At 67.4% G+C, this 15544-nt stretch carries 7 protein-coding genes; 5 read left to right on the forward strand and 2 right to left on the reverse strand.

Features of this window, described 5'->3' with window-relative positions; all coding sequences use genetic code 11:
• Positions 1 to 23 precede the first annotated feature (23 nt).
• The 4 genes from AzCIB_RS05930 (at position 24) to AzCIB_RS05945 (ending at position 12487) form a co-directional block, all read left to right on the forward strand.
• Positions 24 to 3266 carry an efflux RND transporter permease subunit gene (locus tag AzCIB_RS05930; RefSeq protein WP_050415045.1) on the forward strand — a complete coding sequence of 1081 codons (3243 nt, stop codon included), beginning with the start codon at positions 24 to 26 and terminating at the stop codon, positions 3264 to 3266.
• A 10-nt stretch (positions 3267 to 3276) separates the two neighbouring features.
• Complete coding sequence (locus AzCIB_RS05935; RefSeq protein ID WP_050415046.1) at positions 3277 to 4740, forward strand: efflux transporter outer membrane subunit; 1464 nt, start codon at positions 3277 to 3279, stop codon at positions 4738 to 4740.
• Between the two features lie 225 nt (positions 4741 to 4965).
• Positions 4966 to 6357: a flavin-dependent monooxygenase QhpG gene (gene qhpG / locus AzCIB_RS05940; RefSeq protein ID WP_232299367.1), complete on the forward strand. Its 1392-nt coding sequence runs from the start codon at positions 4966 to 4968 to the stop codon at positions 6355 to 6357.
• 274 nt (positions 6358 to 6631) lie between these two features.
• A complete protein-coding gene (locus AzCIB_RS05945; RefSeq protein ID WP_050415048.1) occupies positions 6632 to 12487 on the forward strand; it encodes a calcium-binding protein in 5856 nt (1951 codons plus the stop codon).
• A gap of 202 nt (positions 12488 to 12689) precedes the next feature.
• On the opposite strand, the gene AzCIB_RS05950 is transcribed toward AzCIB_RS05945, so the two are convergent.
• Positions 12690 to 12911: a hypothetical protein gene (locus AzCIB_RS05950; RefSeq protein WP_050415049.1), complete on the reverse strand. Its 222-nt coding sequence runs from the start codon at positions 12909 to 12911 to the stop codon at positions 12690 to 12692.
• 284 nt (positions 12912 to 13195) lie between these two features.
• Positions 13196 to 14764, reverse strand: a complete 1569-nt coding sequence (locus AzCIB_RS05955; RefSeq protein ID WP_232299368.1) for an alkaline phosphatase D family protein — start codon at positions 14762 to 14764, stop codon at positions 13196 to 13198.
• A 257-nt stretch (positions 14765 to 15021) separates the two neighbouring features.
• Here AzCIB_RS05955 and AzCIB_RS05960 point away from each other — a divergent pair, with 257 nt between their 5' ends.
• Positions 15022 to 15519, forward strand: a complete 498-nt coding sequence (locus AzCIB_RS05960) for a GNAT family N-acetyltransferase (RefSeq protein WP_232299369.1) — start codon at positions 15022 to 15024, stop codon at positions 15517 to 15519.
• Positions 15520 to 15544: the final 25 nt, after the last annotated feature.

Genomic DNA, 15544 nt, shown 5'->3' on the forward strand with positions numbered 1-15544 from the left:
CGTCCGCAATCGAGAGCACGATCATGAACCTGTCCCGTTTCTTCATCGACCGCCCGATCTTCGCCGGCGTGCTGTCCTTGCTGATGTTCGTCGCCGGCCTGCTCGCGCTGCGCGTGCTTCCGATCTCGGAGTATCCCGAGGTCGTGCCGCCGTCGGTGGTGGTCCGCGCGCAATACCCCGGCGCCAACCCGAAGGTGATCGCCGAGACGGTCGCGACACCGCTGGAAGAGGCGATCAACGGCGTCGAAGGCATGCTCTACATGGGCAGCCAGGCGACGACCGACGGTTTGATGACGCTGACCGTCACCTTCCGCCTCGGTACCGACCCCGACAAGGCGCAGCAGCTCGTGCAGAACCGCGTCTCGCAGGCCGAGCCGCGCCTGCCGGAGGAGGTGCGCCGGCTCGGCGTGACGACCGTCAAGAGTTCGCCCGACCTGACGATGGTCGTGCATCTGCTGTCGCCGAACGGCCGCTACGACATGACCTACCTGCGCAACTACGCGCTGCTCAACGTCAAGGATCGGCTCGCACGTGTCGACGGCGTCGGCCAGGTGCAGCTTTTCGGCTCGGGTGACTACTCGATGCGGATCTGGCTGGATCCGCAGAAAGTCGCGGCGCGCGGCTTGTCGGCAGGCGACGTCGTGCGCGCGATCCGCGAGCAGAACGTGCAGGCCGCAGCCGGCGTCATCGGAGCATCCCCGGGCCTGCCGGGCGTGGACTTGCAGCTGTCGGTGAACGCTCGCGGCCGCCTGCAGAGCGAGGAGGAGTTCGGTGACATCATCGTGCGCACCGGCGAAGACGGTGCGGTGACTCGCCTGCGCGATCTCGGCCGCATCGAGCTGGGCGCCGCCGACTACGCGCTGCGCTCGCTGCTCGACAACAAGGACGCGGTCGCGATTCCGGTGTTCCAGGCACCGGGGTCGAATGCGATCGAGATCTCGGACCGCGTTCGCGAGACGATGCAGGATCTGAAGCAGCACATGCCTGAAGGCGTCGAGTACGAGATCGTCTACGACACGACCCAGTTCGTGCGCGCGTCGATCGAAGCGGTCGTGAAGACGCTGCTCGAAGCGGTCGCGCTGGTCGTGCTCGTGGTGATCCTGTTCCTGCAGACCTGGCGCGCGTCGATCATTCCTTTGCTCGCCGTGCCGGTGTCGATCGTCGGCACTTTCGCGGTGATGCATCTCTTCGGCTTCTCGATCAACGCCCTCTCCCTCTTCGGGCTGGTGCTGGCGATCGGCATCGTCGTCGATGACGCGATCGTCGTCGTCGAGAACGTCGAGCGCAACATCGAGGCGGGGTTGTCGCCACGCGAAGCGACCTACCGGGCGATGCGGGAAGTCTCCGGTCCGATCATCGCGATCGCGCTGGTGCTGATCGCGGTGTTCGTGCCGCTCGCCTTCATCAGCGGCCTCTCGGGCCAGTTCTACAAGCAGTTCGCGCTGACGATCGCGATGTCGACGGTGATCTCGGCGATCAACTCGCTGACGCTGTCGCCGGCGCTGTCCGCGCTGCTGCTGAAGGGCCACGACGCGCCGAAGGATGCGCTGACGCGGGGCATGGACAAGGTCTTCGGGCGCTTCTTCACCGCCTTCAACCGGACTTTTCGCCGCGGCGCGGAAGCCTACGGCGGCGGTGTGCGTGGCGCGATCGGCCGCAAGGCGGTGATGATGGCCGTCTATCTCGCGCTCGTCGGCCTGACGTTCGGGCTCTTCAAGGCGGTGCCCGACGGCTTCGTGCCGGCGCAGGACAAGCAGTACCTGATCGGCTTTGCGCAGCTTCCGGACGGCGCGACGCTCGACCGCACGGAGGAGGTCATCCGTCGCATGGGCGACATCGCGCTGCAGCAGCCCGGCGTCGAGCACGCGGTGGCCTTCCCCGGCCTGTCGATCAACGGCTTCACCAACAGCTCGAACTCGGGGATCGTGTTCGTGCCGCTGAAGCCCTTCGACGAGCGCAAGGGCGAGGCGCTGAGCGCGGGCGCGATCGCGATGGCGCTGAACAAGAAGTTCGGCAGCATCGAGGACGCCTTCGTCGTGATGTTCCCGCCGCCGCCCGTGCAGGGCCTCGGGACGACGGGCGGCTTCAAGCTGCAGCTCGAAGACCGCGCGTCGCTCGGCTACGAGGCGCTGGACGCCGCGACCAAGGCCTTCCTCGCGAAGGCGTCGAAGGCGCCCGAGCTCGCGGGGCTGTTCTCCAGCTACCAGGTGAACGTGCCGCAGCTCTATGCCGACATCGACCGCACCCGCGCGCGTCAGCTCGGTATCCCGGTGACCGACGTGTTCGACACGATGCAGATCTACCTCGGAAGCCTGTACGTGAACGACTTCAACCGCTTCGGCCGGACCTACTCGGTTCGCGTGCAGGCGGATGCGCCGTTCCGTGCCCGCGCCGAGGACATCGGCCTGCTGAAAGTGCGCGCGCCGGGCGGGGAGATGGTGCCGCTGTCGTCGCTGATGAACATCCAGTCGACCTTCGGTCCGGAACGCGCGATGCGCTACAACGGTTTCCTGTCGGCCGATATCAGCGGCGGGCCGGCCCCGGGCTACTCGTCGGGACAGGCCAAGGCGGCGGTCGAGCGTATCGCGGCGGAGACCCTGCCATCAGGCATCGGCTTTGAATGGACCGAACTGACTTATCAGGAAATCCTCGCCGGCAATTCCGCGGTGTGGGTGTTTCCGCTCGCGATCCTGCTGGTGTTCCTCGTGCTCGCCGCGCAGTACGAAAGCCTGACTTTGCCGCTCGCGATCATCCTGATCGTGCCGATGGGGATCCTCGCGGCGATGACGGGCGTGTGGCTCTCCGACGGCGACAATAACGTGTTCACGCAGATCGGGCTGATCGTGCTGGTCGGGCTGTCGGCGAAGAACGCGATCCTGATCGTCGAGTTCGCCCGCGAGCTGGAATTCGCCGGCCGCACGCCGGTGCAGGCGGCGATCGAGGCGAGCCGGCTGCGGCTGCGCCCGATCCTGATGACCTCGCTGGCCTTCGTGATGGGCGTGCTGCCGTTGGTGCTCTCGACCGGCGCCGGCGCCGAGATGCGCAGCGCGATGGGCGTCGCGGTGTTCGCCGGGATGATCGGCGTGACGGCCTTCGGCCTCTTCCTGACGCCCGTGTTCTACGTGCTGCTGCGGCGGCTCGCCGGCAATCGCGCCCTGAAGCTGCACGGCGAGATTCCGCACCTCGAAGCCTTCGCGGGCTCGCCGGCAGCCGGCGGCGCCGCGACTGCCCCAGGCTTGGCCGCACCGCGCTCGCACCACGAATAAGGAGTTGACCATGACATTGCTGACTCATCCCCTGCGCTCCGCGCTCGCTCCGCTCCTCGCCGCCCTCGTGCTGGGCGGTTGCGCGACGGCGCCCGCGATCGATCCCGCCGCGTTGCCGAGCGCGCCGGCGGCCTTCAAGGAAGGCGACGGGCGCTGGACGCAAGCCTTGCCGGTGCAGGCACAGACCGATGGCGCGTGGTGGAAGGCCTTCTCCGACCCCGTCCTCGACGGGTTGGTGGAGCGTGCACTGGAGCGCAACAACAGTATCCAGATCGCCGCGGCCCGCCTCGCGCAGTCCCGCGCGCTGCTGCAGGCCACCGACTCGCAACGCTTGCCCCAGGTCGGCGTCGGCGCGGACGTCACACGGCAGGGCGGGGCGATCACGCCGGCCGGCGGTGGCGCGGGCAACCTGCTGCGAGCCGGCGCGAACTTCTCGTGGGAGCTCGACCTCTTCGGGCGGCTCTCGCAGGCGAGCAAGGCTGCGTCGCTCGATGCCGACGGCCGTGAGGCTCTGCTGCGCAACGCACGTCTTGTCGTGCAGGCGGACGTCGCGCGCAGCTATCTCGCGCTGCGGGCGCTTGACGCCGAACGCGCGCTGGTGCGCGAGACCGTCGGCGCGTATCGCGACACGCTGGCACTCACCGAACGCCGTTTCGAGGCCGGCGATATCGCCGAACTGGACGTCGCGCGCGTGCGCACCGAACTTGCCGCGACGGAATCGGACGCGCTTGCGCTCGACCGCCGCCGCGCCGAAGTCGAGCACGCGCTCGCGGTGCTGGTCGGCGACGCCGCCTCCGACTTCGGGCTCGACACCGGAGAATGGAACTCCGCGCTACCCGTGATCCCGGCCGGCGTCCCGTCCACGGTGCTCACGCGTCGGCCCGACATCGACGCCGCGCGGCAATCGATGCTCGCCGCCCAGGCGCGCGTCGGGGTCGCGCAGGCGGCGTGGTTTCCGGACATTGCGCTGACCGGTTCCGGAGGCTTCGCCTCCACGGAGCTGGGTGACCTCTTCAAATGGTCGGCGCGCTCCTGGGGTATCGGCGCATTGCTTTCGCTGCCAATCTTCGACGGCGGGCGGCGCGATGCGGGCGTGCGCAACGCCAACGCGGAACTGGATGCCGCGCTGGCCGGTTACCGCGAACAGGTGCTCGTCGCCTTCAAGGACGTCGAAGACCAGTTGTCCGCGCTGCGGCTCCTCGCGGAACAGGGCGAGGCGCAGGCACGCGCGGTCACCTCGGCGAGCCGTGCGACCGTCCTGTCGGACGTGCGCTATCGCAACGGGCTCGTCAGCCAGCTCGAACTGCTCGACGCCCGCCGCAGCGAGCTGCGCAATCGGCGGGAGGCATTGCAGGTGCGCTCCGCACAGTACCAGGCGACCGTCGGGCTGGTGCGCGCCCTCGGTGGAGGGTGGGCGCGAGATGAGGGGCTGGCGCTCGGCGGTCGTGCCGCGGCCGCGACCACAGGCGGTTGAGATTCGGCCGGGATGCGCGGGGGCGATGGGCCGGTCGTTCGGTTCGAACTGCGCACCATCGCCCGGTGCGGCCATTGCCGGGCCGCACCGGGTTGCGGACGCCTCAAGCGTGGAAATGTCGGTGAGGCTTTGCCGATATCGGCTAACGTCCTGCCGACAACCGCCACGAGAATCGGACCGTCACGCGCAGGAGCCTCGATGTCCTTCTCTTGAGGTCCGGCGTGCTTGGCGTTCATCGACCACAACCGCCCGAGAAACCTGAGGATGAGCACTAAGCGGATCGTCGTGCTAGGCGCCGGCCCGGCCGGAGTCGCGGTTGCCATCGGCTTGAGGCGTGCGGGGGAGGAGGTGCTGCTGGTTGGCGAGCCGCGCCGCTTTGCCGCGGTGGAGGGGGTCTCCGCACGGGTGCTTGGGGCCCTGCACAAGGCCGGCTTCGCCCGGGCCGTGCGGTGCTTCGCTCCGCCATCGCAGCGCTGCGTGACGTGGGACGGTACGCACTCTCGTGCCAATTGGGAGAGTCTCGTCGACCGCCAGGCCTTCGACCGGGCCGCGCTCGAGGACGCCCGCAGCGCGGGTGTGCGCGTGGTGACCGGCCGGATCGTGTCGTGCGTGTCCGCCGTGAACGGGCATCACGTGGAGGTCGATCACGACGGCAGGCGGACGACCTTCGCGGCGGATTTCATCGTCGAGGCGCGGGGCCGTGCCGCACCGGGGCAAGGGAGCGCGCGCGTGCGCGGTGCGGAGACGGTGTCCCTGCTGCAGTACTGGGTCGGTCCGCCCGCGACCGCCGGTTCGGCGGTGGAGAGCTGCGCCGACGGCTGGGTGTGGATGGCCGCGCTGGCGGACGGTCGGCGTTATCTCCAACTGACGCTGGACGTTGCGACTGCGGCGCTGCCGCCGAAGCGGGAACTTGGTGCGTTCTGCCGTGCCCGGTTCGATACGCTGGAAACCGCGCGTCCATTTCTGGATGGTGCCGTGCCGGTCGGCGAGCCGCATGCGCGGACCAGCACGCCCGTACTGCAGGAAGAGGTGGTCGGAGACGACTGGATCCGGGTCGGCGATGCGGCGATGGCGGTCGATCCCTTGTCCGGGAACGGGATCTTCCAGGCGCTTTCCTCGGCCTTGCAGGCCCCGGCCGTGATCAGCACCCTGCTGCACGATCCCCATCGTGCTGCTCTGGCGCGGCGTTTCCACCAGGAGCGGATCGAAAACCTGTTCTTCCATTTCGCGCGCATCGGCCGTGATTTCCATGCGCAGGAATCGCGTTGGCCGGAAGAGCCGTTCTGGCGCACGCGCCGCGCGTGGCCCGATGCGCAGCCGATCCATCGCGACACTTCCGCCGCCGACTTGCAGGTGATGCGCCGGCCCGTCGTATCCGACGGCCGGATTGTCGAGGACGAAGTGGTCGTCACGCCCGACCAGCCTCTCGGCATCTGGCATGTCGATGGCGTGAGGCTGGCGCCGCTGGTGCGGGCCTTGCACGCGTGCGGGTCGCAGACGAGCGCCGAGGAGGTGCTGCGCGCCGAACTCGGCGGTGATGCCACGCGTGCAGCGCGGGTGGCGGCGTGGATGCGGGAGCAGGGCTGGCTGGCGGGGGAGCCACAAGAGATTCCGTAGGGCGGGAGCAGCGCAGCGTATCCCGCCATGCGACGGCCCGGTCGATTCCGGTGGCCGGATTGGCGGGACGCACTGCGTTCCTCGCTCTCTGCCCGAATTCGTGCAGTTGTCCTCGGTCTAGCGAAAATGAGTTTGGATACGCCGGCATGCCGTGGCATGCTCTTGTATTTTTAACGTTCCCGCGTGTCCGACATTCGCGCAGGCGGAGAGTCGTTCGCTGCGGCCGTGTGCCGACCGGCAAGAGATCGCGTTCCCCCATTTCCGAGTATTCAATATGCTTGATAGCCTGATCTTTATCGACAGCTTCAATAACCGAATTGTTACCGCGCCGTCGATCGATCCGAACCAGCTGGTGCTGTATCGCGATCCCTATTCCAATCAGTACACCGTGCGGCTGCTGGGTATCGACGAGGAGCTGCACTTCGCTCCGGGCACGATCCGGGAGATCCAGTTCGGCGACGGCACGGTGTGGGACCAGTTCGCCATCGACCAGGCGGTGTGGCAGACGCAGCTGCAGCAAGGCACGTCGGGCAACGACTGGCTGTGGGGCACGGAAGGGCAGGACGTGCTGCTGGGCGGCGCGGGCGACGACCAGCTGATGGGTAACGGCGGCAATGACGTCCTCGACGGCGGCGCCGGCAACGACAAACTGGACGGCGGCGTCGGCTCCGACACCTACGTGCTCGCCGCCGGCGGCGGCACCGACACCATCATGGACGGCGGCGCCTACTGGATGGAACAGAACCGCATCGTCACCGCCCCGACCATCGATCCGGGCCAAGTGATGCTGGTGCGCGAACCCGGTGGCTACGACCAGTACGGCAATTGGACCGGCGAGCAGTACGTGCTGCGCCTGCTCGGCACGCACGACGAACTGCGCTTCAATCCGGGCACGATCCAGGAGATCCAGTTCGGTGACGGCACGGTGTGGAACCAGTTCGCCATCGATCAGGCGGTGTGGCAGACGCAGCTGCAGCAGGGCAAGGCGGGCAATGACTGGCTGTCGGGCACGGAAGGCCAGGATGTCCTGCTGGGCGGCGCAGGCGACGACCAGCTGCAGGGCAACGGCGGCAATGACGTCCTCGACGGCGGCGCCGGCAACGACAAACTGGAGGGCGGTGCCGGTTCCGATACCTACGTGCTCGCCGGAGGCGGCGGCTCCGACACCATCATGGACGGCGGCGCCTACTGGATGGAACAGAACCGCATCGTCACCGCCCCGTCCATCGACCCGAGCCAGGTGATGCTGGTACGCGAACCGGGCGGCTACGACCAGTACGGCCAGTGGACCGGTGACCAGTTCGTGCTGCGCCTGCTGGGTTCGCACGACGAGCTGCGCTTCAATCCAGGTACAATCCAAGAGATCCAGTTCGGCGACGGCACGGTGTGGGACCAGTTCGCCATCGACCAGGCGGTGTGGCAGACGCAACTGCAGCAGGGCAGCGCCGGCAACGACTGGCTGTCGGGCACCGACGGCCAGGACGTGTTGCTGGGCAGCGCGGGCGACGACCAGCTGATGGGCAACGGCGGCAACGACGTGCTCGACGGCGGGACGGGTGACGATCGCCTCGACGGCGGTGTCGGTTCGGACACCTACGTACTCGCCGCCGGCGGCGGTTCGGACACCGTCATGGACGGCGGCCCCTACTGGATGGAACAGAACCGCATCGTCACCGCCCCGACCATCGATCCGGGCCAGGTGATGCTGGTGCGCGAACCCGGTGGCTATGACCAGTACGGCAATTGGACCGGCGAGCAGTACGTGCTGCGCCTGCTCGGCTCGCACGACGAGCTGCGCTTCAATCCCGGCTCGATCCAGGAAATCCAGTTCGGCGACGGCACGGTGTGGGACCAGTTCGCCATCGATCAGGCGGTGATGCAGACGCAGCTGCAGCAAGGCACGTCGGGCAACGACTGGCTGTGGGGCATGGAAGGGCAGGACGTGCTGCTGGGCGGCGCGGGCGACGACCAACTGATGGGCAACGGCGGCAACGACGTCCTCGACGGCGGCGCCGGCAACGACAAGCTGGACGGCGGCGCCGGTGCGGACACCTACGTGCTCGCCGCCGGCGGCGGTTCGGACACCATCATGGACGGCGGCCCCTACTGGATGGAGCAGAACCGCATCGTCACCGCCCCGACGATCGACCCGGGCCAGGTGATGCTGGTGCGCGAACTGGGCGGCTACGACCAGTACGGCCAGTGGACCGGCGACCAGTACGTGCTGCGTCTGCTCGGCTCGCACGACGAGCTGCGCTTCAACCCCGGCACGATCCAGGAAATCCAGTTCGGCGACGGCACGGTGTGGAACCAGTTCGCCATCGATCAGGCGGTGCTGCAGACGCAGCTGCAGCAAGGCACGTCGGGCAACGACTGGCTGTGGGGCACGGAAAGCCAGGATGTGCTGCTGGGTGGCGCGGGCGACGACCAGCTGCAGGGCAACGGCGGCAATGACGTGCTCGACGGTGGAGCGGGCAATGACCGCCTCGACGGTGGCGCCGGCGCCGACACCTATGTGCTTGCCGCCGGCGGCGGCTCCGACACCATCACGGACGGCGGCGCCTACTGGATGGAACTGAACCGCATCGTCACCGCCCCGACCATCGACCCGGGCCAGGTGATGCTCGTGCGCGAACTGGGCGGTTACGACCAGTACGGCCAGTGGACGGGCGACCAGTACGTGCTGCGGCTACTGGGTTCGAACGACGAGCTGCGCTTCAACCCCGGCACGATCCAGGAGATCCAGTTCGGCGACGGCACGGTGTGGAACCAGTTCGCCATCGATCAGGCGGTGATGCAGACGCAGCTGCAGCAAGGCACGTCGGGCAACGACTGGCTGTGGGGCACGGAAAGCCAGGACGTGCTGCTGGGCGGCGCGGGCGACGACCAGCTGCAGGGCAACGGCGGCAATGACGTGCTCGACGGCGGAACGGGCAACGACAAACTGGACGGCGGTGCCGGCTCGGATACCTATGTGCTTGCCGCCGGCGGCGGCTCCGACACCATCATGGACGGCGGCCCCTACTGGATGGAACAGAACCGCATCGTCACCGCCCCGACCATCGACCCGGGTCAGGTGATGCTCGTGCGCGAACTAGGCGGTTACGACCAGTACGGCCAGTGGACGGGCGACCAGTACGTGCTGCGGCTACTGGGTTCGAACGACGAGCTACGCTTCAACCCCGGCACGATCCAGGAGATCCAGTTCGGCGACGGCACGGTGTGGAACCAGTTCGCCATCGATCAGGCGGTGCTGCAGACGCAGCTGCAGCAAGGCAGCGCCGGCAATGACTGGCTGTGGGGCATGGAAGGGCAGGACGTGCTGCTGGGCGGCGCGGGCGACGACCAGCTGCAGGGCAACGGCGGCAATGACGTGCTCGACGGCGGAACGGGCAACGACAAGCTGGACGGCGGTGCTGGTGCCGACATCTACGTGCTCGCCGCCGGCGGCGGCACCGACACCGTCGTCGACACCTACTGGATGGAGCAGAACCGCATCGTCACCGCCCCGACCATCGACCCGGGTCAAGTGATGCTCGTGCGCGAACTAGGCGGTTACGACCAGTACGGCCAGTGGACGGGCGACCAGTACGTGCTGCGGTTACTGGGTTCGAACGACGAGCTGCGCTTCAACCCCGGCACGATCCAGGAGATCCAGTTCGGCGACGGCACGGTGTGGAACCAGTTCGCCATCGATCAGGCGGTGCTGCAGACGCAGCTGCAGCAAGGCACGTCCGGCAATGACTGGCTGTGGGGCACGGAAAGCCAGGACGTGCTGCTGGGTGGCGCGGGCGACGACCAGCTGCAGGGCAACGGCGGCAATGACGTGCTCGACGGTGGAGCGGGCAATGACCGCCTCGACGGTGGCGCCGGCGCCGACACCTACGTGCTCGCCGCCGGCGGTGGCGCTGACACCATTGTCGATGCGTATGCCTCCTGGATGGAGCAGAACCGAATCGTCACCGCACCTGACGTCGATCCAGAACAGGTCACGCTGCTGTATCGTCCCGGATCCTATGATCCGTACATGGGCGGGGCGCAGCCCGAGCAGTATGTCCTGCGCATCGTCGGCTCGACCGACGAGCTGCGCTTTGCGCCCGGCGCGATCCAGGAGATTCAGTTCGGCGACGGCACGGTGTGGAACGCACAAATGATCTCGATGATGGCCGTGACGGACGTCAATGATCCGCCCACCGGAGAGGTCACCATCAGCGGGGCGCCGGTGCAGGGCGAAACGCTCGTTGCATCCAATACCCTGGCGGATGCAGACGGTATGAGCGAAGTCCACTACCTGTGGCATGCCGACGGTGTCGCGATCGACGGTGCGGTCGAAAATACCTACACCCTGTCGCAGGTTGATGTGGGCAAGACCATCACCGTCACCGCCTCCTACATGGATGGCTTCGGAACGCAGGTGAGCGCGGTCGGTTTCGCGATGCCGCCCGTCGCGAACCTCAACGATCTGCCGAGCGGTGAGGTGCTTGTCATGGGCGAGGCCGTGCAGGGGCAGACCCTGACCGCATTCCACAACCTCGCGGACGCCGACGGACTGGGCGCACTCGGCTACCAGTGGAGTGTGGACGGCGCGGCGATCGCAGGTGCCAATGAGAGCAGCTACACGCTCAAGCAGGGTGACGTGGGCAAGAGCGTTGCGGTCACCGTGAGTTATGTGGATGGCTTTGGCGCTGCGGAAAGCGTCGCGAGTGCGCCGACGGTTCCGGTCGCGAACATCAACGACCTGCCGACCGGAGAGCTCACGATCGACGGAATCGCCATGCAGGGCCAGACTCTGACGGCGACCAGCAGCTTGGCCGATGAAGACGGAGTCGGGCTGCTCCGCTACCAGTGGAGCGTCGATGGTGCCGCAATCGCCGGGGCGACCGAGAGCAGCTACACGCTTGCTGTAAGTGACGTGGGCAGGAGCATCTCCGTCACGGCCAGCTATGTCGACGGCTTCGGTACGGCGGAAAGCGTCAACAGTCTCGCCACGGCGCCGGTGCTGCCCATCCCGAATCTCACCCTGACCGGTGCCGGCGGCAACGACGCGATCTACGGCGATGGCGGCCACGACAGCCTTACCGGCCTTGGCGGAAGCGATACGCTGTATGGGCTCGACGGCGACGACATGCTGGATGGTGGAGCGGGAACGGACAGCCTGCTGGGCGGAGAGGGATCCGACCTGTATGTGATCAACCTTGCGTCGGATCACCTCGCAGCGGAAATCTCCGACACGGGCACGACGGGTGCGGACGAAGTCCGCTTCACGTCGGCTTCCGCGAGCACATTGAAGCTCTACGCGTCGGACACCGGCATCGAGAAGGTCGTCGTAGGCACCGGCAGCGGGGCCACGGCGAACACCTCAGGCACGACGGCCCTGAATGTCGACGCATCGGCGGTGCTGAACGGCCTGACGCTGATCGGCAATGCGGGCGCGAACACCCTGACCGGTACCGCCTACAACGACACGCTCGACGGGGGCGCCGGTGTCGACAGGATGACCGGCGGATACGGTAATGACACCTACGTCGTGGACACCATCAAGGATGTGATTTCCGAGGGCAGCGTTTCGGGCGGCTCAGACACGGTGGTGTCGAGCATCGGCTACACCCTGGGTACAAACGTCGAAAACCTCGTGCTGACAGGACAGGCCGGCCTGAGCGGAACGGGCAACTCGCTGGCGAACCGCCTGTCGGGCAGCGACGGTGCGGATACCCTGAAGGGGCTTGCCGGAAACGACGTGCTCCAGGGCGGCGCCGGGAACGACATGCTGGTCGGTGGCCTGGGGATCGACGAGCTGACAGGGGGGGCGGGCGCGGACGTCTTCCGCTTCGAAAGCACCCTGGGCTCGACCAACATCGACACGATCACGGACTTCGACGGCACGAGCGATACGATCCAGCTGGAGAACCTGATCTTCAAGAAACTCGCTGCAACCGGCAGCCTCGCGGCTGCGAATTTCGTCGCCAGCGCCACGGGCGAGGCCGCCGATGCCAACGACTACGTGCTTTACAACACGAGCACGGGCGGCCTGTACTACGATGCCGATGGCAATGGAGCGGGCGCGGCCGTTCAGGTGGCGACGCTGACCAGCGCCCCGACCCTTGGCGCCGGGGACTTCATCGTTACGTGACGAGCGGGAATCGGCTCGCCGGCTGAATCCGGTCGGCCGGACGTTTCCCGCGTCCGGCCGATTGCATGCGGTCAGAGCTCCTGCAACGCGGTGGCGATGGCGCTACTTGCAAGCTGTTCCGCCCGAGTGGCTGCCGTTCAAACTCCCGGCGTCGACGCGGCGATTACAAAATGGTCGGCGCTCACGGGACGCGATGATTATCTCAAGGAACCGAGACCCAGCCCTCAAGCGCCTGATGGGCCGCCTCGTCCAGAGTCTTGGGGCCGAAAGGATCGCCGTAGTTGCGATCCTGTTGGTCCTCCAACATCTGGCCGAGCATGCCGAGTCGGTTGGAATAGTCCCATATGCCGCCGCGCACGGCGCTCATGGCCTTGACGTCGAGCGTTTCGATGGCGGGCAGGTTGTGGATGATGAGATGGGTCATGATGGCTCTCCTAACGCGTGTATCGCGTTTCTGCTGGTAGTGAGCTCGATGCTGCGCTCGCCACTCTTATTGCAGAAAGCGCGCCAGGGGCGCCATAGGCATCTTGAAAAAAGCGTAAGGGCCTGAAAATAAAAATAATGTGAAGGCGCATCGCTCGCGTCGAAGGCGATGTGGGTACCACTGGCGGACGCCAAGCGATGGGCAATCCCCAACAGGTTTAGGAGAAGTGTTGGGTCTGTCACGTCACGGTTGGGCAGCCGACGCCGCATAAAGCTGGGGAGGGGCTAAGGGGTGACCCCCTGTGTGCTCGCGCGCGTCGGGCGCGTGGCGTCGATATTCCGGGTGGGTGGGTGCGCTCCCGGCGTGCGCAGCCGCGCGGCTGGAAACTCCTCCTGCCACAGGCGCGTGCCCGCGCCGTTCCACGCGGCGACGCGCAGCAACCGCGAGCCGGCCGGCCCGGAGAACTCCAGCGTGCAGAAGTTGCGCTGCGTGACCAGCGTTCCGGGCACCTCGCGCACCGGGAACGGGCGGGGATGCACGCGCGAGGTCAGCGGCGAGCAGGTCAGTTCGGTCAGCGGGTAGGTGCCGGGGCGCTCGCGCTCGGTCAGGTGGGTGTAGTGGATGTCGCCGGAGAGGAAGAACACGCCGTCGATGCGCTCCGCAGCGAGCCAGTCGAGGAACGTCTGGCGCTCGCGCGGGAAGTTGTGCCAGCCCTCGCCGCCGCGCTGCTCGGGCGACGGGCGGTCGCTGAGCATGCGGCTGCCGTTGGCGACCAGCTTGAAGGTGGCGCGCGAGTCGCGCAGCGCGCCCTTGAGCCACTCGAGCTGCACCGCGCCCAACATCGTCCGGGCGGGGTCAGCAGCGGCATCGTCGTCGCGGTGGTAACGGTCGTCAAGCAGGAACAGCTCGACGTCGCCGAGCGGCACCCGGGCGAAGGTCCCGCCGCCGTCGGGCAGTCCGTAGCCGGGGTTCGCCCAGTAGTCCTGGAACAACTCCAGCGCCGTCGCCTTGAGCGCGAAGTCGCGGTTCGAGTTGTCCGGGCCATAGTCGTGGTCGTCCCAGATGGCGACGTGCTGGCCGGTGCGCAGCAGCCGCTGCAGCGGCGCGAAGCTGCGCGTGGTCGCCCAGCGCCGGTGCATCCGCGCGGCGGCCTCGTCCGCGGGCGCGAGGTCGTCGTCGCGGTAGTAGATGCTGTCGCCGAGCCACAGCATGACGTCGGGTCGCCGTGCGGCGATGGTATCGAAGATCTCGAAGCCGGCGCCGAAGGAGCCCTGCGTGACCTCGTAAGGGGGGTCGGGGACGTAGCTGCACGAGCCGGTGGCGATGACCAGCTCGCGCGGCGCGGCCGGCTCCGCGGGCGCGGTGGTGAACGCGGGCACCTCTCCGAGCTCGACCGGGGTCCCGTCGAGCAGCACACGATAGGCGTAGCGGGTGGCGGCCTGCAGGCCGTCGAGGTCGACGCGCGCGGTGTGGCCGCGCTCCGGGCTGACGGCGACCGGCGCGCTGCGCCGCGCCGCGTCGGGCTGCCCGTGCGGCCAGTACTCGAGCTGCACCTGCGCGGGGGCGTCGGTCATCAGCCACACGCCGACGCGCGCGGCCGTCGCCGGCCCGGCCATCGGGCCGCCGGCCAAGGTGGCCGCGCTGGCGACGGCCGCGTGCAGCGCCAGCAGCAGCCAGGGCAGCGCCAGGCGGCGCAGTACGCGCCACCCAGGCGTGGAACGGCGAACGTCCCGAACGACGTAGCGCAACCGGCCGAGATGGCGGATCAGCAGGTCATCGTCCCCGCGCTGCAGGGCATTGACCGTGAACAACCAGGTGCCGGCGGGATGCCAGGCGCGTCGATAGTCGGGCATGCCATCATGTTGCGCGGAACGCCATGGCGGCGCAATGCCCCTCGGTTCCTGCACCCTACGGAATTGCCGTCGCGTCCGATCACAAAGTGCCACCGAAGCCGCGTATTTTCGAGTGGCTGAGTCGCGACGAGAACGGCCGATTGCGGCAAGGTGATCTGCAGTCGCTGTCACGCATCAGGCAAGCTTTTCACCGGGACTGCGCGTAAGCTCGCGCAGCGCTGTGCATTCACAGGTTCGCCTTAAACGCCATGACTACAATGATCCGGCCCGAGACACCATCAGACGAAGACGCAATCGAGCAAGTCACGCGACGGGCTTTTCTCTCTCATCCTTACAGCCATCAAACCGAGCAGTTCATCATCCGCGCCCTGCGGGCGGATCACGCACTGTCGGTCTCTCTGGTCGCCGAAGAGGCAGGCCGCGTCGTGGGGCACATTGCGCTGTCGCCGGTAAGTGTCAGTGATGGTGCTGCCGGCTGGTATGGACTTGGGCCGATTTCGGTCGAGCCGGAGTGGCAAGTCCGTGGTATCGGGCGGGCGCTGATGGAAAGGGGGCTTGCCGAGCTCCGCAGGATCGGCGCGAACGGTTGTGTGCTCGTCGGTGACCCGGCGTTCTACACTCGATTCGGGTTTGCGAACAATCCGGCGCTCGTGCTGGAGGGCGTTCCGCCCGAGTACTTTCTTGCGCTACCCCTGGGCACCGCTTCCGCTCATGGCAATGTCCGGTTCCATCCGGCATTTCAGGCCACAAGCTGACCCATTACGCTTTCGGGCTGCGCGA

Source organism: Azoarcus sp. CIB, assembly GCF_001190925.1.
Lineage (GTDB): Bacteria > Pseudomonadota > Gammaproteobacteria > Burkholderiales > Rhodocyclaceae > Aromatoleum.